At 65.7% G+C, this 19,877-nt stretch carries 16 protein-coding genes; 9 read left to right on the forward strand and 7 right to left on the reverse strand.

Annotated elements, in window-relative coordinates; all coding sequences use genetic code 11:
- Positions 1 to 16: 16 nt before the first annotated feature.
- Positions 17 to 1,234, forward strand: a complete 1,218-nt coding sequence (locus ACB033_RS00930; RefSeq protein WP_139431594.1) for an MFS transporter — start codon at positions 17 to 19, stop codon at positions 1,232 to 1,234.
- On the opposite strand, the gene ACB033_RS00935 is transcribed toward ACB033_RS00930, so the two are convergent.
- A complete protein-coding gene (locus ACB033_RS00935; RefSeq protein ID WP_010633118.1) occupies positions 1,228 to 2,310 on the reverse strand; it encodes a protoglobin domain-containing protein in 1,083 nt (360 codons plus the stop codon). The two genes, ACB033_RS00930 and ACB033_RS00935, sit on opposite strands and share 7 nt — an antisense overlap.
- A 135-nt stretch (positions 2,311 to 2,445) precedes the next feature.
- On the reverse strand, positions 2,446 to 2,799 hold the full coding sequence (locus ACB033_RS00940) for a DsrE/DsrF/TusD sulfur relay family protein (RefSeq protein WP_005298170.1): 354 nt from the start codon (positions 2,797 to 2,799) through the stop codon (positions 2,446 to 2,448).
- A gap of 177 nt (positions 2,800 to 2,976) precedes the next feature.
- On the opposite strand from ACB033_RS00940, the gene ACB033_RS00945 reads away from it, so the two are divergent.
- Positions 2,977 to 3,351, forward strand: a complete 375-nt coding sequence (locus ACB033_RS00945; protein ID WP_139431593.1) for a DUF1090 domain-containing protein — start codon at positions 2,977 to 2,979, stop codon at positions 3,349 to 3,351.
- 67 nt (positions 3,352 to 3,418) lie between these two features.
- Here the strand turns inward: ACB033_RS00945 and fumC are convergent, their stop codons facing one another.
- The 4 genes from fumC to ACB033_RS00965 all read right to left on the reverse strand — a co-directional run bounded on the left by fumC (position 3,419) and on the right by ACB033_RS00965 (position 8,448).
- A complete protein-coding gene (gene fumC / locus ACB033_RS00950) occupies positions 3,419 to 4,813 on the reverse strand; it encodes a class II fumarate hydratase (protein ID WP_139431592.1) in 1,395 nt (464 codons plus the stop codon).
- Between the two features lie 73 nt (positions 4,814 to 4,886).
- Positions 4,887 to 5,615 carry a dipeptidase PepE gene (pepE, locus tag ACB033_RS00955; RefSeq protein WP_042006908.1) on the reverse strand — a complete coding sequence of 243 codons (729 nt, stop codon included), beginning with the start codon at positions 5,613 to 5,615 and terminating at the stop codon, positions 4,887 to 4,889.
- A gap of 288 nt (positions 5,616 to 5,903) precedes the next feature.
- Positions 5,904 to 6,515 carry a response regulator transcription factor gene (locus ACB033_RS00960; protein WP_139723813.1) on the reverse strand — a complete coding sequence of 204 codons (612 nt, stop codon included), beginning with the start codon at positions 6,513 to 6,515 and terminating at the stop codon, positions 5,904 to 5,906.
- Between the two features lies 1 nt (position 6,516).
- On the reverse strand, positions 6,517 to 8,448 hold the full coding sequence (locus ACB033_RS00965) for a sensor histidine kinase (protein WP_139723811.1): 1,932 nt from the start codon (positions 8,446 to 8,448) through the stop codon (positions 6,517 to 6,519).
- A 258-nt stretch (positions 8,449 to 8,706) separates the two neighbouring features.
- On the opposite strand from ACB033_RS00965, the gene dsrO reads away from it, so the two are divergent.
- From dsrO to ACB033_RS00980, 3 genes are read left to right on the forward strand one after another with little or no spacing between them, the layout of a single operon-like run.
- Positions 8,707 to 9,495 carry a sulfate reduction electron transfer complex DsrMKJOP subunit DsrO gene (gene dsrO / locus ACB033_RS00970; protein ID WP_044800609.1) on the forward strand — a complete coding sequence of 263 codons (789 nt, stop codon included), beginning with the start codon at positions 8,707 to 8,709 and terminating at the stop codon, positions 9,493 to 9,495.
- A complete protein-coding gene (gene nrfD / locus ACB033_RS00975) occupies positions 9,485 to 10,591 on the forward strand; it encodes an NrfD/PsrC family molybdoenzyme membrane anchor subunit (protein ID WP_139431925.1) in 1,107 nt (368 codons plus the stop codon). Before dsrO ends, nrfD begins: the two co-directional genes overlap by 11 nt.
- Positions 10,591 to 13,698 (forward strand): tetrathionate reductase subunit A, encoded by a 3,108-nt coding sequence (locus ACB033_RS00980; RefSeq protein ID WP_139723809.1) that lies wholly within the window; start codon positions 10,591 to 10,593, stop codon positions 13,696 to 13,698. Before nrfD ends, ACB033_RS00980 begins: the two co-directional genes overlap by 1 nt.
- A 55-nt stretch (positions 13,699 to 13,753) precedes the next feature.
- Here ACB033_RS00980 and ACB033_RS00985 read toward each other — a convergent pair whose 3' ends face one another.
- A complete protein-coding gene (locus ACB033_RS00985; RefSeq protein WP_371140283.1) occupies positions 13,754 to 15,115 on the reverse strand; it encodes an endonuclease/exonuclease/phosphatase family protein in 1,362 nt (453 codons plus the stop codon).
- Positions 15,116 to 15,255: 140 nt separating this feature from the next.
- Between ACB033_RS00985 and ACB033_RS00990 the strand changes: the two genes are divergently transcribed.
- From ACB033_RS00990 to ACB033_RS01005, 4 genes are all read left to right on the forward strand, one after another.
- The gene (locus ACB033_RS00990; protein WP_139725012.1) at positions 15,256 to 16,104 is read left to right on the forward strand and encodes a patatin family protein; all 849 of its coding nucleotides are present in this window, start codon (positions 15,256 to 15,258) and stop codon (positions 16,102 to 16,104) included.
- 525 nt (positions 16,105 to 16,629) lie between these two features.
- Positions 16,630 to 17,604, forward strand: coding sequence for an L-tyrosine/L-tryptophan isonitrile synthase family protein (locus tag ACB033_RS00995; protein WP_017788430.1), 975 nt, complete (start codon positions 16,630 to 16,632; stop codon positions 17,602 to 17,604).
- Positions 17,605 to 17,614: 10 nt separating this feature from the next.
- Positions 17,615 to 18,490, forward strand: coding sequence for a TauD/TfdA family dioxygenase (locus tag ACB033_RS01000; RefSeq protein WP_139725013.1), 876 nt, complete (start codon positions 17,615 to 17,617; stop codon positions 18,488 to 18,490).
- Positions 18,490 to 19,773, forward strand: coding sequence for a nucleotide disphospho-sugar-binding domain-containing protein (locus ACB033_RS01005; RefSeq protein WP_139725014.1), 1,284 nt, complete (start codon positions 18,490 to 18,492; stop codon positions 19,771 to 19,773). Before ACB033_RS01000 ends, ACB033_RS01005 begins: the two co-directional genes overlap by 1 nt.
- The last annotated feature ends 104 nt before the right edge of the window (positions 19,774 to 19,877 follow it).

Raw genomic sequence — 19,877 nt, forward strand, 5'->3', positions numbered from 1 at the left:
AACAAGGAGCAGTGTGATGTCGTGGGCCCTCCTCAGACAGTTTCCTCCCCTGGTCTGGACCGTGATCCTGGGCACCTTCATGGTGCGCACCAGCTATTACATGGTCTGGCCGTTTCTCTCCATCTTGCTCTATCGGGAGTATGGTCTCTCGGCGACCGCCATCGGCGCCATGCTGGGTGCGACCGCAGCCATCTCCACTCTGGTCAGCTTCTATGGTGGCTGGCTCTCCGACAAGCTGGGGCGGCGCAACATCCTGCTGGCGGGCTGCCTGGTCTCCGTGCTCTGCTACGGCCTGCTCGGCTTTTCCCACTCTGTGTTCTGGCTCGGGCTCGGGGTGCTCGGCAGCGGCCTCTCCTCCGGGCTCATCGATGCGCCCGGCAAGGCGTTGATGGCCGACAGCCTGGCTTCGGCCAAGGCCCGCGAGCTGGCGCTGCACCTGCGTTACTTTCTGCTCAACCTGGGGGCGGCCCTCGGCCCCTTGCTGGGGGTGACCCTGGGCATCAATGCCCAGCAGCAGACCTTCCTGCTGCTCAGCGGCAGCTATCTGCTGCTGGGGGCTGCCTTCCTCTGGGGATTTGCGCAAAGCAGGGTTGCGGTGACCCGTGGCAACGAGCTGGGCTTGCGGGTGGCCATCAAGGTGCTGTGGCGGGATCGGGGCTTCTTGCTGCTGGTGCTGGCTAACCTGCTGATGAACCTGGTCTATTCCCAGTTCCACTCCCCGCTGGTGCAGTACCTGACCCGGGCCGGGACCCCGGAGGTGGCGAGCCTCATCGCCATCCTGGTGGCCACCAATGCCCTGACCGTGGTGCTGTTGCAGTTTCCCCTGCTGCATCTGCTGGCCCGCTGGTCGGGCAAGGTGCGCCTGCAGGTCGGCATTACCCTGTTTCTGGGGGCTCAGGTGCTGTTTGCGCTGGGGGATCCGCAGCAGTGGTCGCACTGGATCGGTGCCGTGCTGATGCTGAGCGTGGGGGAGACCATACTGTTCCCGCTGCTCAACGTGCTGATCGATCAGATGTCGCCCCCGCATCTGAAGGGGAGCTACTTCGGGGCCGGCGCGCTGGCCGGGCTGGGTGGCGCCATCGGCGCTCTGCTGGGAGGCTGGATCCTTGCCCAGTGGAACGGGCAGCTGCTCTATGCGTTGATGGCGCTGCTCTGTCTGCTGACCTTCCTGCTCTATGAGTGGGGCGCCCGCATTCCGCGCCCCGAGCTGGCCCGGGCCAACCCGGGTCAGTGAGTACCCTTCTGGGCGACCTGTTTCATCGCCTTCTTGGCGGCATACATGCGCTCGTCCGCCAGCCGGATCAGGCTGTTGCCCTCGTCGAACTGCACCGGCCCGGTCTGCACCAGCCCTATGCTGAGGGTCACGTCACCGGTCCGTTCGGCCAGTGTCTTGTTGAGACGGGGCAGGAAGACGTCCCTGGCCTGATCCTCGTTGCAGTTGGGCAGGATCAGGCAGAATTCATCCCCGCCGTAGCGGAAGCAGCTATCTTCCACCCGCGACACCTGGCGAATGCAGTCGCCGACGATGCGCAGGATCTCGTCCCCGCGCTGATGGCCCTGGGTGTCGTTGATCTGCTTGAAGTCATTGATGTCGAGGTAGGCGATGACCACAGGCTCGGAGCGACGCTGGCAGGTGCGCAGGGTGCGGGTGAGGTTCTCCTGCAGATGGCGCACGCTGAGCAGGCCGGTGAGGGCATCGGTCCGGCTCATCTCCTCCAGTTGCTGGGTGCGTTCGCGTACCTTCTCCTCCAGCGCCTTGGCGTAAAGCTCGGATTTCTCCTTGGAGGATTCGATCTCCGACACCAGGCTGCGGATATAGGTCTCAAACACCAGGGTGATGTCGAACAGGAACAGCTTGTCGAGGGCAGTGAGCATGGTGACCCGCTCCTGCTCGCTGGGGATCTGGGTGAAGATATCCTCGATGAGCAGCCCTTTCAGGGTGTTGATTGCGGCCAGGTAGAGCTTGGGTTCCACCCCGATCCGCTTGTGCACCAGCCCGATGCGCAGCCGGTTGTTGACGTACTCCAGGTCATACAGGCCGCTGAACAGGTCGAGAATGTAGCGGCGCTGGGCCGCCCGCAGTCGGGTCAGGGTGTCGGCATCGCCGATCAGCAGGGCAATCTCGGTGATCCCGGTCTGCAGGGTGTAGAACTTGTCGACCAGGGCGTCGATGTGGGGCTCGATCTTGGGACGATAGCTGGCGAGCAGGAGGAAATCCTGCTCGTCCAGCAGCAGCAGCTCCTTGCGATGGGCGATTTCGAACTCTGTGATCCGCATCTGTTCCAGCAGCGTCTGTTCGGTTGGGTTCATGACAGTTTCCCGAGCAAAAATGAAGGCGCACGCATTGTTATGTAATTGACAGTGTAGACAGTAACAGTCTGGAGCAGGTTTTCAAATGGCGCAGGGTTGTGACAGATCAACTCTGCGCCCATTTTTTGCCTTGTGCTAGAAGGTGAGCACCTTGTGGGCGGCCAGAGTCCATTGGGCCAGCAGCGGCAGGGTGCCGATCTCGATCCCCTCGATCAGCGGCAGTGCCGTGATGCCGCGAGCATCGGTACAGGTCTTGCAAAGGCGGATGGTGACCCCCTGGGCCAGCAGGATCTCCAGCATCTGGCGCAGGTTGTAGCCCTCGGCCGGGGCCTGGCCCGCCAGGGCGGCGCTGACCGCATCGGACATCAGAAACAGTTTCAGGCTGGTACCGCCCTGTTCGCCCAGGGCGATGGCCAGGCGCAGGGCATTGAACAGGGATTCGCTGCCATAGGGGGCGCCGTTGGCGATGATGACAATCTCTTGATTCATAACAGACTCCTCATGAAAGTCGCCATTGTAGACCCAGCAGCCCGCCATTGGCGTGACGTCGCACAAACTCTGTCGTAGCGGTTTGCCCGCGCCTTGACCCGGCCGGCCGAGTACGGTCTGATAGGCGGCCATCAAACATGACAGGGGAACGAGGTCGTTATGTGGAAGGTTATCGGAATGAGCATGCTGCTGTTGGCCGGTCAGGCCTATGGCAGTGAGTCTGTCGGTTGCAAGGCGCGCCAGCAGGCCGTCAAGGAGCAACTGGCCATTGCCAAGGCGCACGACAACGGGGACCAGGTGGCCGGGCTGGAGCGGGCCCTGCGCAATATCGAGACCCACTGCACCGATGCGGGCCTGTTCAAGGAGCAGCAGCAGCGGGTGGCCGAGCTCAAGGAGCAGGTCAACGAGCGGTTAGTCGAGCTGCAAAACGCCCGGGTGACGGGCAAGCCCGACAAGATCGCCAAGAAGCAGGCCAAGCTGGAAGAAGCCCAGACCAAATTGCTGGCCGCCCAGCGCGAGCTGGACGCGCTCAGCAAGCTTACCAAATCCTGATTTGTCGATAAAAAGAAGCCGGCGCAGTCCGGCTTCTTTTTTATCTCATGTCTTCCGCCAGGGTGCTTCAGCTGCCGCGCCGACCCACCATGTCGGCCGGCACCACCCAGGCATCGAACTGCTGCGCCGTAAGGTGACCGGAGGCGATGGCTGCCTCCCGCAGGCTGAGCCCCTCATGGTGGGCCCGTTTGGCGATCTCTGCCGCCTTGTCATAGCCGATATGGGGGTTGAGGGCCGTTACCAGCATCAGGGAGCGGGCCAGCAGCTCGTCGATGCGAGGCTGGTTCGGGCTGATGCCGACCGCGCAATGGTCGTGGAAGCTCTGCATACCGTCCGCCAGCAGCCGCACGCTTTGCAGGAAGTTGTGGGCGATCATCGGCCTGAACACGTTGAGCTCGAAGTTGCCGCTGGCGCCGCCGATGTTGATGGCCACGTCGTTGCCCATCACCTGGGCGCACAGCATGGTGAGCGCCTCGCACTGGGTCGGGTTGACCTTGCCGGGCATGATGGAGGAGCCAGGCTCGTTCTCCGGGATGAGCAGCTCGCCGAGCCCGCTGCGGGGGCCGCTCGCCAGCCAGCGCACGTCGTTGGCGATCTTCATGAGGGAGGCGGCCAGCGTCTTGAGGGCGCCGTGGCCATGGACCAGGGCGTCGCTGGCGGCCAGCGCCTCGAACTTGTTGGGCGCGCTCACCAGCGGCAGGCCGGTCTGCTCGGCCAGGGTGGCGGCCACCGCATCGGCAAAGCCGGGCGGGGTGTTGAGGCCGGTGCCGACGGCAGTACCCCCCAGCGCCAGCTCGCACAGATGGGGCAGGGCTGCGCGGATATGGCGCTCCCCCTGCTCGAGCTGGGCCACCCAGCCAGAGAACTCCTGCCCCAGGGTGAGCGGGGTGGCATCCTGCAGATGGGTGCGGCCTATCTTGACGATGTCGTCGAAGGCAGCCGCCTTGTTGGCCAGGGTGGTGCTCAGGGTGGCCAGGGCGGGCAGCAGTTGCCTGGTGAGGGTGGTGACGGCTGCCAGGTTCATGGCGCTCGGGAAGACGTCGTTGCTCGACTGGCTCTTGTTCACCTCGTCGTTGGGGTGCACCAGCCGCCCCTCGCCACGGGTTCCGCCGAGCAGCTCGCTGGCCCGGTTGGCCAGTACCTCGTTGAGGTTCATGTTGGTCTGGGTGCCGGAGCCGGTCTGCCATACCCGCAGCGGGAACTCCTCATCATGCTGGCCGCACAGGATCTCGTCGGCGGCGCTCATGATGGCCTGCGCCGTGCGGGCGGGCAGCAGCCCCTTGGCGTGGTTGACCTTGGCACAGGCTGACTTGATGCGGGCCAGCGCGTGGATCAGCGCCATCGGCTGGCGCTCGCCGGAGATATCGAAGTGCTGCAGGGAGCGCTGGGTCTGGGCTCCCCACAGCCGGTCGGCCGGTACGGCTATTTCGCCGAAGCTGTCGTGTTCACTCCTGCTCTTCATCTCGTTCTCCCTTCATTGCGAAAAAGGGGCGACATCCTGCGCCCCTGTCGAATTATCCGCCGGTCAGTGCCAATCAGCCGCGGGGGCGAAACGGCGTCAGCTCGGCCAGCGGCGCCGCCGTGCTGAACTCCTGGGTGGTCTCGGCGTGCTTGAAGATCTTGAAGCCTTCGCCGCGGGCGCTCCAGTACTCGATCTGCTCACCACTTACCTGCAGCAGGCTCGCCTCGCGCAGGGCGACCACGTGTTCGCTCGGGTTGATGGCGCAGAACTCGGCCAGGCGCTCGTCGCGGGTCTCCCCCATGTGGCCGCTGATGCTGGCGTCCAGGTAGTGGGGGTTGATCTGCAGCGGGAACAGCCCCAGTGCCGGCAGTACGGCGGCGCTGCAGACCGGCATGTCATTGGTGGTGCGAATGCTCGGGGTCGCCACGTTGCAACCGGCGCTCCAGCCCACATAGGGCACGCCTCGCTCGCGCACGGCGCGCTGGATGGGCACCACCAGGCCGTTTTCGTGCAGCAGCTGGTTGAGGCGCCAGGTGTTGCCGCCGCTGATGAAGATGGCCTCCGCCTGCTGGATGGCGTCCACCGGATCGTCGAACTGGTGGATGCTGATGGCCTCCACTCCCAGGCTCTCGCTGAGCTCCAGGGCACGGGCATCCCAGTCGCTGCGGATCACCGCGTAGGGGATGAGCAGGATGCGCTTGACCTGTTTGCGGGCGAGCAGGGTCTGCACCCGATCCCGGGCCCAGCCGAGCAGGCCCGGACATTCGGTGGCTTTGCCGTTGCTGAGAAGAAGCAGTTCCATGAAGCGTGTCCTCGATAAGTGAAAGCGCGAAGAGGTCACCGGCCCCGGCCGGGTGACGGAAGCCCCCATTCTAGCCCGATCCGGTGCCGGGTTCTGTGATCGACTCGCCATGTACCCTGATGAGACCTTTTTTTGACCAAAGTGAGGCCTTATGAAGCTGGCGAGGGATCTACTGGCGCTGGTCAGGGCTGCTTGGCACTCGTGTGCCCTAAGCCAAAGAGATCCTTTGCGCCAGCGATGGGTGATGGGCATCGGCCCGGCAAGCCGGGTCACTCCTTCGGGTAGGGCTCAGGGGGCTGAGTGGACGTTTGCATAGAGCAGCATCAGCTCGGCCAGGGAATCGGCCTCGAGGCGTTTCATCAGGCTGGCGCGGCACACCTCGACGGTGCGCACCGAGATGCAGAGATCCTGCGCTATCTGCTGATTCTTGTGGCCCCGGGCGATGAGCTGCAGCAGCTGGTGCTCGCGCGGGGTGAGCCGCTGATAGGCGGTCAGCTGGGCGAAACGGGTGGCCGCGCTCAGGGTCGCCTGCTCGGCCCGTGCGATGGCGGCGAGCAGGGGGGCCAGCTGCACCGGCTTTTGCAAGAAATCCACCGCCCCCTGCTTGAGGGACTCCACCGCCAGCGGCACCTCGCCGTGGCCGGTGAGAAAGAGGATGGCGATGGGGCTCTGGGCCGCCTTCAGCCGCAGCTGCACCTCGGGGCCCGACAGCCCCGGCATGCGGCAGTCTAGGATGAGGCAGGCGGGCTGGTGCAGGTCGACCTCGGCTAGGAAGCGCTTGCCATCGGCAAAGCTGAACAGCTGCCGCTCGTCGCAGCTCTCCAGCATGAAGCGCAGGGAGTCGAGCACGGCCTCGTCGTCGTCGACCAGATAGAGCGGGGGGCGGAAGGGGGACATCATCTCAGTTCCTCGGCATGTCGGTGGATGAAGGGAGGGTTTTGGATGGTGGCACGGGCAGGATGACCCGGGCCAGACAGCCGTGGGGGCTCAGGTTCTCCAGACTGAACTGGCCGCGATGGCTCTCGACCACCTCCCGGCAGATGGCGAGCCCCAGCCCCATGCCGTCCGGCTTGTCGCTGTAAAACGCCTGCTGCAGTTCGGTGGCGGGGACCCTCAGGCCGACGCCGTTGTCGCGGATCTCCAGCAGCAGGCTCTGAGACTCGAAGGCGATCAGCAGCTCGACCCGGGCAGGCTCCTGTGCCGGTGCCTGCTTAGGGGGGTGAGCAGGAGAGTGAACAGCGGCGCGCACCCTCTTCGCCGCACTCTCGGCGCCATTCTTGATGAGGTTGACCAGCAACTGCTCCATCCCGGTGCCATCCAGAGGGAGCCGGCGCGGCTGGCCCCGCCAGTGCAGGGTGAAGGCGACGTCGAGCGGCGCCAGCATCTGCTCCAGCAGGGGGCGCAACTCCGCCACCAGGGTGGGCAGGTCGCAAGGCGCGAAGCGGGGAGGGCGCTTCTGCAGCCGGGCCCTGAGCCGGTTGACGGTCTGGGTGATGCGCTGGACCTGGAGCCCTATCTGCTCCAGGGCCTGACGCAGGGAGGCCTGGGCGGCAGACTGGGTCGGATCCTGTGCCAATTTGTCCAGTCGCAACAAGGCTCCCTGGCTGTAGTTGGCGATGGCGCTGAGGGGCTGATTGATCTCGTGGGCCACGTTGGCGCCCAGCTCGCCCAGTTCGGCGAGCCGTCTGGCCTGTGCCAGCTGGCGTCCCTTCTGCTCGAGCTGGTGGCGGGCTTTGAGCAGCCGGCGCTGGCTGCGGTTGAACAGGTATTGCAGCAGCAGGTGGTGGCCCCCCAGCAGTAGTACCAGCACCAAAGCACCCCAGCCCCACTGCTGATGCTGGCGCAGCCAGTGCCAGGCCGCTTGCCACCAGGGGCCCTGCAGCGGGTGGCGATCCAGCGCCTTGAGCAGGCGGTCGATGGCGAGCTCGCTGGTGGGCACGGTCCAGCCCGCCGAATCGGCGGCGATGGCCGCCTCGCTATCAGCGGGCAGATCGTACAGCGCGCGGGTCACCGCCAGCGCCAGCGCGGGGGAGGCCCGCTCTGTCTTGGCGAAAGACCAGTTGGGGTAGAGCCGGGTCGAGCTCTGGCAACCAAAGCCGGCCGGCGCCTGATCGTCCAGCACCCGAAACGTCCCCCTGGCGACCTTGCCCTCCCGCTCCATGCGCTCCAGCTGGCACACCGGCACGATGGCGGCGGCCACCTCCCCTGCCGTCAGCCGCTCGATGAGCCGGTCCAGCGGAAAGCCGGTGAACTGCACGGTGGAGAAGAAGTGCTCCAGCCGAACCCCCTGTTCGCCCGCCTCGAAGCGATAGGCGAGGTAGCCGCCGAAGGCGTTCTCCGAGACGGCGGCGACAGCTTGCCCCTCGAGGTCACGCCAGTGTCGGTAGGGGGCCCGGGCGGGCACCACCAGGGCGGCGCCGATGGCGAGGTTGTCCCCCCCGGCCGGGCTCTTGAGGGTGGCGAGCCAGGCCAGCGGGTACTGGCGCGCCAGACTCACCGACTGGCCCGGGTTGGTGATGACGAAATCGAGGTGCTCGCGGGCGACGGCCTCGGCCAGTTCATCGAGCCCCAGCGGATGCAGCACGAAGCGATGGCCGGGCACGCGCTGTGCCAGCCAGCGCAGCAGCGGTTGCCACTGGGCTCTGGCCAGGGCCGGGCCGCGGGTCGCCAGCACGCCGATGCGTATCGGCTCGGCCATGGCCTGCACCGGCGTAGCCTGGGATGGTGCGGATTCCTGTCGGGCCGGCGCTGGCGAAGAGGGGGTTGGGGCGGCTTGCACCCGCAGCGGCAGGGCTGACAGCGCGAGCCAGAGCAGCAGGCTGAGCAGGGGCAAGGGAACTGGGGCGTGCAGGGGGCTCTCCTCTCGGTGCAAAGGGGCAGTTTATCACCGGGGCGCGCGCTTGCACGCGAACGGGGCCGGGAGGGGGGGCAAACGCTGCCCCGGTCACAGTTCAGCAGGGCTGGGGTATTTTTTATTGCGCTGGATCAACCCGGCTCCCGGTATGTGGAAAACCACAATAGAGGCGACTTCCTGCGTTGAGGACAATCGGCCCAACCCCTTTCAAGCCAGCTCAGCAGAAGGAAAGACGCCATGGAGCCCAGCAAGCGCCGATTGTTATCCGGGATCGCCGCCCTCACCGCAGGGGCTGCCCTGATCCCCGTCACCCAGGTTCAGGCGCAGTCCGTTCCCGCTCCCCGCAACGGGCGGGCGGCCATCAGCCGGGGGGACGGGCGCAAGCGTTACGGCATGCTGATCGACCTGCGCCGCTGCGTCGGCTGTCAGGCCTGCACCGTGGCCTGCACCATCGAAAATCAGCCTCCCCTCGGCCAGTTTCGCACCACGGTGAGCCAGTACGAGGTGAGCGACGTGGCCGCCCTCGCGGCTCCCGCCTCTCTCTTGATGTTGCCGAGGCTGTGCAACCACTGCGCCGAGCCCGCCTGCCTCGATGTCTGCCCCACTGGCGCCACCTTCCAGCGCGACGACGGCATCGTCGTGGTCAACAACGACTGGTGCGTCGGCTGCGGTTACTGCGTGCAGGCCTGCCCCTACGATGCCCGCTTCATCAACCATGAGACCAACACCGCCGACAAGTGCACCTTCTGCGCCCATCGGCTGGAGGCGGGGCTCTTGCCCGCCTGCGTCGAGAGCTGCGTCGGCGAGGCGCGCATCATAGGTGATTTGAACGATCCCAAGAGCCGGATAAGCCGCTTGCTGCGCCAACACGAGCCGGCGCTCAAGGTGCTCAAGCCGGAGGCCAATACCCAGCCGCGGGTCTTTTATCTCGGCATGGACGAGGCCTTCGTCAGCAAGGTCGACGGCAACCCGGCCCTGCGCACCCTGCTCACCGACGATGGCAAGGAGATAGCCCATGGTCATTAACGAACTGCTGGCCCCGGCTCAGCCCATCACCTGGCTGCCCTGGGCGGTGCAATATTTCTTTCTCATCGGCCTCGCCTACGGGGCCCTCTGGCTCGGCGCGTTTGAGCTGTGGCGCAAGGCGCCGGACCCGCGGCTGCAGACCCTGGCGGCGGTGCTGATGGTGGCGGCTGGTCTGGTGGCTCCCATCGCCCTGACCGCGGATCTGCACCAGCCGGCCCGGGCCTGGCACTTCTACGCCCAGACGCGTTTTGGCTCCGTCATGTGGTATGGCGCCTATCTGCTGCCGCTGTTCAGCCTGCTCTCCATGCTGCTCGGCTGGCTGCTGCTAAGGCCTGCCCTGGCCCGGCGCGGCGCAGAAGGGGACAAGATAGCCCGCCTTGCCCGGCTGCTCTGCCTGGGAAGCTGGTCGGGGCACGTTTGGCAGCGGCCCCTCTCTTTGCTGGCCGCCCTGAGCGGGCTCAGCATCGCCCTCTACACCGGGCTTGAGACCATGGCGGTGGCGGCGCGCCCGCTCTGGCATACCCCCTGGTTGCCCTGGCTGTTGACCCTGAGCGCCGTGCTGGGGGCCCAGAGTGCCCTGCTGCTGCTCAATCGCTTGCTGGCGGGCTGGCGTGCCCAGACCGAGTCGACCCTGCTGCGCCAGAGCGGCTGGACGTTAGGCCTGCTGGCGCTCTCCCTGCTGGGCTGGGCCCTGTTTGGCGGTGCCTCGGCGGCAGAGGCTGCAGCCCTCTATCGGCTCGACCCGAGCTGGCGGTTGGCGGCCCACTGGCTGTTGCTGACCCTGGGGCTGGCTAGCCTGTTGATGCTGGTGCGGCGAAGGATCTCTGCTCGCCTGTCACTCTGGGGGCTGGCGCTGCTGGGGCTGCACCTGGTGTGGGGCCTGCGCTGGCTGGTGCTCATTCAGGGGCAGCTCGCACCCAAGTACGGGGCCGGCGTCTACCTCTATGAAATCGCCTGGGGCCCGGCCGGTGTGCTCGGCATTCTCGGCACCTTTGGTCTGCTGCTGGCCCTGCTGGTGGCCCTCTCGGAGCTGGTGCGCCCCTCTGTTTCCCCCGCCATCAAGGCACCCACTCCTTTTGCACGCGAGGCACTCTGATGGATCACAGCAAACGCAAGTTTCTCAAGGGCGCCGCCATCGCCGGTGGCACCGGGCTGTTCGTCGCCGGTTACAGCGACACCCTCAAGCAGGTGGCGAGCGGTCTCGCCACCGGCAGCTCGGGCCAGCCGACCCGGGATCCCATCCATGGCAACTCGCTGGCCGTGGAGTACCGGGTTGACGAGCAGGGAGAGCTGCACCCCAACCCGGCCCAGCGGGTTGCCAACACCATGTGCCTCGGCTGCTGGACCCTGTGCGGAGTGCGGGCTCGCATCGACAACGAGCGCGACCAGATAGTGCGGATCCTGGGCAACCCCTATCATCCCCTCTCCGCCCGTCATCACATCGACTTCAAGACCCCGGTCAAGCAGGCGCTGCTCGCTACCAGCGGCTACCAGGAAGGGGGGCTGGACGGGCGCTCCACCGCCTGCGCCCGTGGCAACGCCATGCTGGAGCAGCTCGACAGCCCGCAGCGGGTCACCCGTTGTCTCAAGCGGGTGGGGCCCCGTGGCAGTGGTCGCTGGCAGAGCATCCCCTTCGAGCAGTTGGTGGCCGAGGTGGTGGAGGGGGGCGATCTGTTTGGCGAGGGCCAGGTTGAGGGGCTGCGGGCCATTCGCAACCTCGCCGAGCCGCTCGACCCGGTCAACCCGGAGTACGGCCCCAGGGCCAACCAGCTGCTGGTGAGCAACGCCTCGGACGAGGGGCGAGATCACTTCATCAAGCGCTTCACCTTCAACAGCTTCGGCACCCGCAACTTCGCCAACCACGGTGCTTATTGCGGCCTGTCGTTCCGGGTCGGGGCCGGCGCCCTGCTCGACGATCTGGAGAAGAACGCCCACCTCAAGCCTGACTGGGACGAGAGCGACTTCCTGCTGTTCATGGGCACCTCGCCCCAGCAATCGGGCAACCCCTTCAAGCGCCAGTCCCGTCAGCTGGCGGCGAACCGGGCGCGGCCGGGCAAGCCGTTCTCCTACGTGGTAGTGGCCCCCAGCCTGCCCAACACGGTGAACATGCCGTCCGCCCCCGCCAACCGCTGGCTGCCCATCCGCCCTGCCACCGACTCGGCGCTGGCCATGGCCATGCTGCGCTGGATCATCGACAACAGTCGCTACGCCGAGCCCTTCCTGGCAGCGCCCAATGCCGAGGCGGCCGAGCGGGCCGGTTATCGCGGTTTTTGCAACGCCAGCCATCTGGTGCTGTGCGACGAGTCCCACCCGCGCTTCGGCCAGATGCTGCGTTCAAGCGATCTTGGCTTGCCCTTTGATGGGGAAGCCTATGGGGAGGGGGACGCCATGCTGGTAGAGGAGATGGGAAGCGGCGAGCCGAGACCCGCCGGTCAGTGTGAACGGGCCAACCTCTGGGTGGATCGCCTCATTCAGGGCCCCAAGGGGGAGCTGATGGTGAAGAGCAGCTTCCAGCTGCTGGCCGAGGCGTGCCGGGAGCACTCCCTCGCGCAATATAGCGCCGAGTGCGCCGTGCCGGTGGCCGACATCGAGGCGCTGGCGCGGGAGTTCACCAGCCACGGCACCCGGGCGGCAGTGGTCTCCCACGGCGGCACCATGAGCGCCAACGGCTTCTACTCGGCCTGGGCCATCATGATGCTCAACGTCATGATCGGGAACTTGAACGCTCGGGGCGGCGCCGTGGCGAGCGGCGGCAAGTTCGATCCCTTCGGGGCGGGGCCGCGCTACGATCTGGCGAGCTTCCCCGGCATGGTCAAGCCCGCCGGGGTCTTCCTGTCACGCTCCAAGTTCCCCTACGAGAAGACCTCTGAGTATCGGCGCAAGCGCGAGGCGGGTCAGAACCCCTATCCGGCGCAAGAGCCCTGGTTCCCGATCTCGGGCCCCCTGCTCGGCGAGCACCTGACTGCGGCGGTGAACGGCTACCCCTACCGGATCAAGGCCTGGATCAACCACATGGGCAACCCCCTCTACGGTCAGGCCGGGCTCAGCAAGGCCATAGGCGAGCAGCTCAAAGACCCTGCCGTGCTGCCCCTTGTGGTCAGCATCGACAGCTTCATCAACGAGTCGTCGGCGCTGTCGGATTACATAGTGCCGGATACCCTGACCTACGAGTCCTGGGGCTGGGCCACCGCCTGGCACGGGGTGATGACCAAGGTCTCCACCGGCCGCTGGCCCATCGTGGAGCCTCGCGTCGCCAAGACCGCCGAGGGGGATCCGGTCTGCATGGAGTCCTTCTTTATCGCGGTGGCCAAACGGCTGGGGTTGCCGGGCTTTGGCGAGGGGGCACTCAAAGGGGCGGATGGCAAGGTGCATGCCCTGCACAAGGCGGCGGACTTCTCCCTCTACGGGGCGGCCAACGTCGCCTATCTCGGCGAGCCGGTGCCGGCCATAGATCCTGAGGATCTCGCCTGGTCTGGGGTGGAACGCATTATGCCCACCCTCAACGCCACCCTGAGTGTGGAGGAGGCGGGTCGCGCCGCCTACCTCTTCGCCCGCGGCGGGCGCTTCGAACCGGCAGTCAAGGGGCGCGACGACGCGGGTCAGCCGAGCAAGCGCTGGCCCAAGCCGCTGATGGTGTGGAACCCCGAGGTGGGTAGCCGCCGTCACAGCCAAAGCGGCAAGTTCCTGAGTGGCACTCCGCGCTTTTTCCGCCCCCAGCTGGCGGATGGTACGCCGCTCAACGAGGCGTTCAAGCCGGCCCAGTGGCCGCTGCTGCTCACCAGCTACAAGTCCCACACCATGAGCTCCATGAGTATCGGCTCGGATCGCCTGCGCCAGGTGAACCCCAGCAACCGGGTGCGGCTCAATGCGCAAACGGCGGCGCAGCTGGGGATCGAGAGCGGGGACAGGGTGCGGGTCAGCACCCCGGATGGCAGCGTGATCGGGGTGGCCGAGTGCGTGGCAGGGGTGCAGGCCGATGCCATCGCCATCGAGCACGGTTTCGGCCACAAGGAGCTGGGGGCGCGGGAACACTGGATAGACGGCCAGAAAGTGGTTGCCAATCCGCTGCGCGGAGCCGGAGTCAATCTGAACGATCTGGCGGTGCTGGATCCCAGCCGCCATGGCCGCTACCCCCTGGTGGACTGGGCCATCGGCTCGTCGGCCCGTCAGGGGCTGCCGGCCCGGGTGGAGAAGCTGGTATGACGACCAATGAAAACGGGGCCTGCGGGCCCCGTTGCTTATCTGCTCTGCGTCACTGTCACAGCTTGAAGTCGACCCACACCAGGCGGTGATCCGAGCTGACACCCTTGGCGATGCCCAGCTTGGCGTCATACACCAGGTGGTAGCCAGGCTCGAAGCTGGCCGGCCAGAACACGCCGGAGGCGACCGCGTTTAGGTTGGCGGAGGGCAGCACGTGGTCGAGCTGCAGGCCGCTGCTGCTGGTGATGCGCTCCGGGGTGGGGCGGTTGTTGTTGCGCTTGCACAGATCCGGCTGGCTGGCGAGGCACTCGGGGCCGCCCTGGCTGACCGGGATCAGGGCGCCGTTGGTGACGGCCTGATTGACCAGCACATGGTTGTGCAGATCCTGAATGGCGGTGAGATCCCCATCGCCAATCTGGGGATCGGCGTTGAGATCGCCGGCGATGACGAACTTGGCACCCGCAGGCAGGCCACCGGCCTTGCCGGCGTCATCCACCATGTAGCTGGCGGTCTCCACGTAGTCCTGCCAGAAGGCGACTTCGGCCCGGTTGTGCTTGACGTTGTGGCGCGCCGCGTTGCCGAAGATGGGCGGGGTCGGGTGGGAGATGAGGAAGTGGATCACCTCCTCCTTGTTGCCGCGCTTGATGCGCACCGGCACGTCGGCGTGGTTCTTGGACGAGAGCGGGAAGGCCTGCCAGGCGGCGTCGTCATACCAGGCATCGCCGCACTGGCGGCCGGCCGGGATCGGCGCCTTGGCATTGTTGCAGTCGTCGATGACCGGGTTTGCTTCGCCCGGCATGTCCTTCCACTTGAATTTCTGGAAGGTGCGGATCTGCTTGGTATCGATGGGGTACTGGGACATCACGGCGAAGGCGTACTGGCCGTGGTAGTTGCCAAAGCCCCAGGCGTCGTCCGGCCCGTTGTTGACCTTGCCGTCCAGGTTGAGGTCATGGCCGCTCATCAGGCCGGTGTTGGTGGCAAAGTTCTGCAGCACCGGGTAGCTGATGGCCTTCACCTCGTCGTGCTGGGCGTGGGCCAGGTAGTTGTCGTTGAAGGCTTTGAGGTCCGTGGTGTCGCTGCCCTTGCCGTCATTGTCGAATTCGTTGAGCAGGAACACGTCCGGCCGGGTGCGCTGGATGATTTCGGCGATGTTGCGGATCTGCTGCACGTCGAGGGCCTTGGTCTTCTCGGTGCCGCTCAAGGTGCCATCGGCGAGGCGGGCCAGCAGAGCATCCTGCTCGGTGCGACTGAGGGCCAGTTCACCGGCGAGCATGCCGGCGGCGGTGCGATCGAAGGAGAGGTTGAAGGTAGCGAAGCGAACCATGGGGGTCGGGGTCTCGGAGTCATTTTGGCTGTTACAGCCTGCCATCAATCCGAGGGAAATGGCAGCGGCCAGTAGGGATTTGCTGATATTTTTCATTGTAATATTCCGTAGCATCAATAAGTTATACCTTGCTCATGGGGAGCGAAGGCGTGCCCATTATAGGGATCCCGGCCGGCAGCCGGGCTCTGAATGGGCCAAAGTGTGAGACCATTCACAGAGCAAAACGGGGAGGCGAGATGAGTCGGAGACAGACGGCCCTGGTGGTCGAGGGGGGCGCCATGCGCGGCATTTTCGCCGCCGGGGTGCTGGATGCGTTTCTGGCCAAGGGCCGCACGGCGTTTGATCACTGCATCGGGGTATCGGCCGGGGCGGTCAATCTGGCGGCCTTTCTGGCCGGTCAGCAGGGGCGCAACCACAACGTCATCACCGACTACTCCTGCCGTCCCGAGTTCATCAACCTGGCCAAGTTCTTGCGCGGCGGCCACTGGCTCGATCTCGACTGGCTGTGGGCCATTACCATTCGCGAGTGCCGGCTCGATCTGGCGCGCTTTGCCGCCAACCCGGTGCCGCTGACCGTGGTGACCACCCGGGTCGCGGACGGCCAGGCCGCCTACCTCAAGGCCAATGCCGCCGAGCTGGAGCAGCAGATCAAGGCCTCCTGCTCGGTGCCGCTGGTCTACCGGGATTTCGTGCGCATCGACGGGGAGGCCATGACGGACGGCGGGGTGGCCGACTCCATTCCGGTGCGCCACGCCTATGAGCAGGGGGCGCGCGACATCACAGTGGTGCTCTCCCGCCCGCTGGGCTATCGCAAGCGGGCGCCGCGCCTGCCCGCCCTGCATCGCTACCTGCTGCGCGAGACGCCGGCCCTGGCTCGCGCCAGCCTCTCGCGCTATCAAAGCTACAACGATGCCATCGACTTCATCCGCCAGCCACCGGCCGATTGCCGCATCCGGGTCATAGTGCCGCCGGCGAACTTTCGGGTCGGCCGCATGACCACCGACCGGGCGCGGCTGGAGCAGGGTTACCGGATGGGCTGGCAGGCAGCTCTCGACTATCTGGCGGCGGAGCCGGTGCCGGCCTGAGGAGATTCGGTAGACCATAGGCAGCATCGCTGGGACGAGATGCAAAGACCGGGGCAACCCGGTTTTTTTGTGTCTGCACCATCCCGGAACCCGGCCATGGCGCATCGGCTTATTATGTGAATAAATAATTGCTTACGATATTTTCGGCGAAATGGTCACTATTATTCCGTTGAGCCGCTATCACTATTAAGCTCTGCTAAATAATGGCTGAGTCAACTTGTGACAAAATAAAATAATGGCTGGGGAACTTTTTGGAAAAAGGGATTTTGGTAATCGTTTAAATATTCATTATTTTGTTTTTATTCATATAGATAAATGTGAATTGCTTATGCGGTAAAGATTATTAGCGCAGGGTTGAAGCTGTTTACATCAATGGCGAATTGATAGCCTGACTTTATCTCGGCTACTGTCCCCTCTCGATTCGTTTGGGTAGCAAACGGATACACAAATAATAACAACAGAGACTGGACGCATTGATAAAGAGTCATCTTTATTGATTTTAATCCTGCCAAAGGAGCCGGAATAATGAGTGGTTTATCTTCCCATCAAATTGCCCAGAATATATTTGCCGAGCTGTTGCCTTATCGCCGCCGTTTCCCCGATCCCATCCTGGATCGGCAGCAGGAGGAGGCAGAGGTGGCCGCCATCCAGATCCCCCGTCTGCAAGACTTCATCGAGCGGGGCGAGACCATCCTCTGCGTGTTGCCCGCCTTTCCCACCAAGTCGCCCAATCCTAACAAGGTGCTGGGCTCTCTGCCGGACATGGCGGAGCGGCTCTCCCTCAGTTTTCTCAACCACCTCTGCCAGCGCATCCAGCTGCACTATGCGCCCGGCATGCGGATCCTCATCTGCTCGGACGGCCACGTGTTCGGTGACCTCATCCGGGTGCCCGATCCGGCCATCGATGCCTATCAGGCCCATATCGAGCAACTGATCCTGGAGCTGGGGGCGACCCATCTCGGGGTCTTCCACCTGGGGATGGTGGCGGGCATGGCCGAGTTTTGCGCCAGCCGCGACTTCGACACCCTGCGCGAACAGTTGGTGGAGCGCTACGCCGAGCCGCTGGAGCTGATTGCCCAGGAGGTGAGAAGCACCGAGGAGGGCATTCGCCTCTATCGCGCCATGACCCGCTTCCTCTATGAAGACAGCCAGCTGCCGGACACCCCGCTCTCCAACACGGCGCTGCAGCGGGATGCCAAGGGGCGCACCCATGCGGTGATCCAGCGCAGCCGCGCCTGGGGCAACCTGCTGGCGGAGCGCTTCCCCGAGGCGATCCGCCTCTCCATCCACCCCCAGGCGAGCCACAGCCTGAAGATGGGCATCCACATGCTGCCGACCCGGGATGACTGGCTCACCCCCTGGCACGGGGTGGCGGCCAACCTGGATGGCCAGTTCGTGCTGATGAAGCGGCGCGACGTGCTGGCGATGGAGCATGAGCTGGTCCACATCCACGGCCGTCCGAGCCACTACCTGATCAACGGCAAGCAGGCCGCTGCCTGAGGAGTTTCCCATGACTGCATCCATCGTTACCCTCGGCGGCGAGCGCTGCCGCATCCTGCCACAGGCCCCGTTCGGCCTGTTGATTGAACCGGCCCGCAACGCCCAACCGGTGCAGAGCCTGGCTATCGAGGCGCTGCGCGAGCTGGCCCGCCGCCACGGCGTGCTGATCCTGCGCGGGTTCGAGTCGGGCTTCACCGATCCCGAGCGGCTGACCCGCTACGGCGAGGGGTGGGGCGAGATCATGATGTGGCCCTTCGGCGCCGTGCTGGACGTGAAGGAGCACGAGAACGCCACCGACCACATCTTCGACTCCAGCTATGTGCCGCTGCACTGGGACGGCATGTACAAGCCGACCCTGCCCGAGTTCCAGCTGTTTCACTGCGTGCACGCCCCGGCGGCGGACGAAGGGGGGCGTACCACCTTCATCAATACCCGCCAGCTGCTCACCGAGTTGGACGGTGAGCGGCTGGCCCGCTGGGAGCGGGTGCACATCACCTATCGCATCAAGCAGGTGGTGCACTACGGCGGCCAGGTGAGCTCGCCACTACTGGTGCCCCACCCGGTGAGCGGCGAGACGGTGCTGCGCTACAACGAGCCGCCGCGCGAGGGAGTGCGTTTTCTCAACCAGCATGCCCTCGACATCGAAGGGGTGGCACCGGCCGAGCAGGCCGCCTTCCTGCAGGATCTGCACGAGCGGCTCTACGACCCGCGCTACTTCTATGCCCACCAGTGGCAAGGGGGAGATGTGCTGATCGCCGACAACCTCGGTCTGCTGCACGGCCGCGAGGGGTTCACCGCCCGCTCCGCTCGCCACATCCAGCGGGTCCACATCCAGGCCAGCCCGGTCTGTCTCAACCCGGCGCTGGCGCCGCAAGGGGCGGCGTGATGGCGACCATTTTGCTGGCGGCCACCGCGACCCCGGGCCACGTCAATCCTATGCTGGCGGTGGCCCGCCTGCTGGTGGGGGAGGGGCACAGGGTGCTGATGCTGTGTGGTGCCCTGTTCGAAAAAGGGATCCGGCAGAGCGGCGCTGAATTTGTGCCCTTCGCCCCCGAGGTGGACTTTGACTACCGGGCGCTGGAGCGGCACTTTCCCGAGCGGGCCAGCCTGAGCGGTACCGCCCAGATGGCGCTGGCGCTCAAGCGTTTCTTCGCCGCCCCCATGGCGCAGCACGACAGGCAGCTGCGGGCGCTGATCGCGGCGGAGGGGGTGGATCTGCTGCTGGTGGAGAACGGCTTCTACGGCGTGCTGCCCTTGTTGCAGCAGCCCCATGGCCGGCCGGTGCCGATCCTGATGCTGGGGGTGAACCCTGTCTCTTACTCGAGTCCGGACGCCATCTTCTACGGCCCACGCATTCCCCCCGAGCTGCGCCGCTCCCTTGGCGAGCTGCCCTGGCTCGATGAGCCGACCCGGCAACTGCAAAGAGAGGTGCAACAGCGCTTCGATGCCGCCCTGGCCGAGGCGGGTGCGCCGCCGCTGACGGCCCCCTTCACCGACGTGATGGTGACGGCGCCCGATGCCTTCTTGCAGCTCTCCTGCGCCGGCTTTGAATATGAGCGGCCAGAACTCGAGGGGGTGATCCGTTATGTCGGCCCGCTGCTGCCACCCCGGCTTGAGCTGACGCCGCCGCCCTGGTGGGAGAGGCTCGATGAGCGACCGCTGGTCATCGTCAGCCAGGGCACCCTGGCCAACGTGGATCTGGGGCAGTTGCTGCTGCCGGCCATGCAGGGGCTGGCCGGCGACGAGCTGCAACTGCTGCTGACCACCGGCGGGCGGGATCCGGCGCTGCTGGGCGATGCCATCCCGGCCAATGCCATCGTCACCGACCACGTGCCGTTCGAGCTGGCGCTGCCCCGCGCCGCCGCCCTGGTGACCAACGGCGGCTACGGCTCGGTGCAGTCCGCGCTGGCCCACGGGGTGCCGCTGGTGGTGGCGGGCACCGGAGAGGACAAGGCGGAGGTGGCGACCCGGGTGGCCTGGAGCGGGGCCGGCATCAATCTGCACAGCAACGAGCCGACGGCAGAGGCCGTGGCCACAGCGGTGCGCAAGGTGGTGAGTGAGCCGCGCTACCGCGCCCGGGCGCGGCTGCTGGCCGAGGAGATGGCGGCGCTCGATGGCCGCGCCGCCATCGCCACGAGCGTGGCGGGTCTGCTCGGCGGACGACCTTGATAGCGTGATGAAGGGGAGGCCAGGCGGCCTCCCTTTTTGTTCAGCTTCTGCTCAGTTTGGGGCTGCTAGCGTGGCCATCATGACAGCAGGCTGTGCCGGTGGCG

The sequence above is a fragment of the Aeromonas sp. S15(2024) genome (genome assembly GCF_041402265.1).
Taxonomy (GTDB): domain Bacteria; phylum Pseudomonadota; class Gammaproteobacteria; order Enterobacterales; family Aeromonadaceae; genus Aeromonas; species Aeromonas dhakensis.

Coding starts and splice junctions, on each gene's coding strand:
- ACB033_RS00995 (WP_017788430.1), top strand. CDS start 16,630: ATGAGTGGTTTATCTTCCCATCAAATTGCCCAGAATATATTTGCCGAG.
- ACB033_RS00935 (WP_010633118.1), bottom strand. CDS start 2,310: ATGAACCCAACCGAACAGACGCTGCTGGAACAGATGCGGATCACAGAG.
- ACB033_RS00985 (WP_371140283.1), bottom strand. CDS start 15,115: ATGAAAAATATCAGCAAATCCCTACTGGCCGCTGCCATTTCCCTCGGA.
- ACB033_RS00930 (WP_139431594.1), top strand. CDS start 17: ATGTCGTGGGCCCTCCTCAGACAGTTTCCTCCCCTGGTCTGGACCGTG.
- dsrO (WP_044800609.1), top strand. CDS start 8,707: ATGGAGCCCAGCAAGCGCCGATTGTTATCCGGGATCGCCGCCCTCACC.
- ACB033_RS00945 (WP_139431593.1), top strand. CDS start 2,977: ATGAGCATGCTGCTGTTGGCCGGTCAGGCCTATGGCAGTGAGTCTGTC.
- ACB033_RS00940 (WP_005298170.1), bottom strand. CDS start 2,799: ATGAATCAAGAGATTGTCATCATCGCCAACGGCGCCCCCTATGGCAGC.
- ACB033_RS00960 (WP_139723813.1), bottom strand. CDS start 6,515: ATGATGTCCCCCTTCCGCCCCCCGCTCTATCTGGTCGACGACGACGAG.
- ACB033_RS01005 (WP_139725014.1), top strand. CDS start 18,490: ATGGCGACCATTTTGCTGGCGGCCACCGCGACCCCGGGCCACGTCAAT.
- ACB033_RS01000 (WP_139725013.1), top strand. CDS start 17,615: ATGACTGCATCCATCGTTACCCTCGGCGGCGAGCGCTGCCGCATCCTG.
- ACB033_RS00990 (WP_139725012.1), top strand. CDS start 15,256: ATGAGTCGGAGACAGACGGCCCTGGTGGTCGAGGGGGGCGCCATGCGC.
- pepE (WP_042006908.1), bottom strand. CDS start 5,615: ATGGAACTGCTTCTTCTCAGCAACGGCAAAGCCACCGAATGTCCGGGC.
- nrfD (WP_139431925.1), top strand. CDS start 9,485: ATGGTCATTAACGAACTGCTGGCCCCGGCTCAGCCCATCACCTGGCTG.
- ACB033_RS00980 (WP_139723809.1), top strand. CDS start 10,591: ATGGATCACAGCAAACGCAAGTTTCTCAAGGGCGCCGCCATCGCCGGT.
- fumC (WP_139431592.1), bottom strand. CDS start 4,813: ATGAAGAGCAGGAGTGAACACGACAGCTTCGGCGAAATAGCCGTACCG.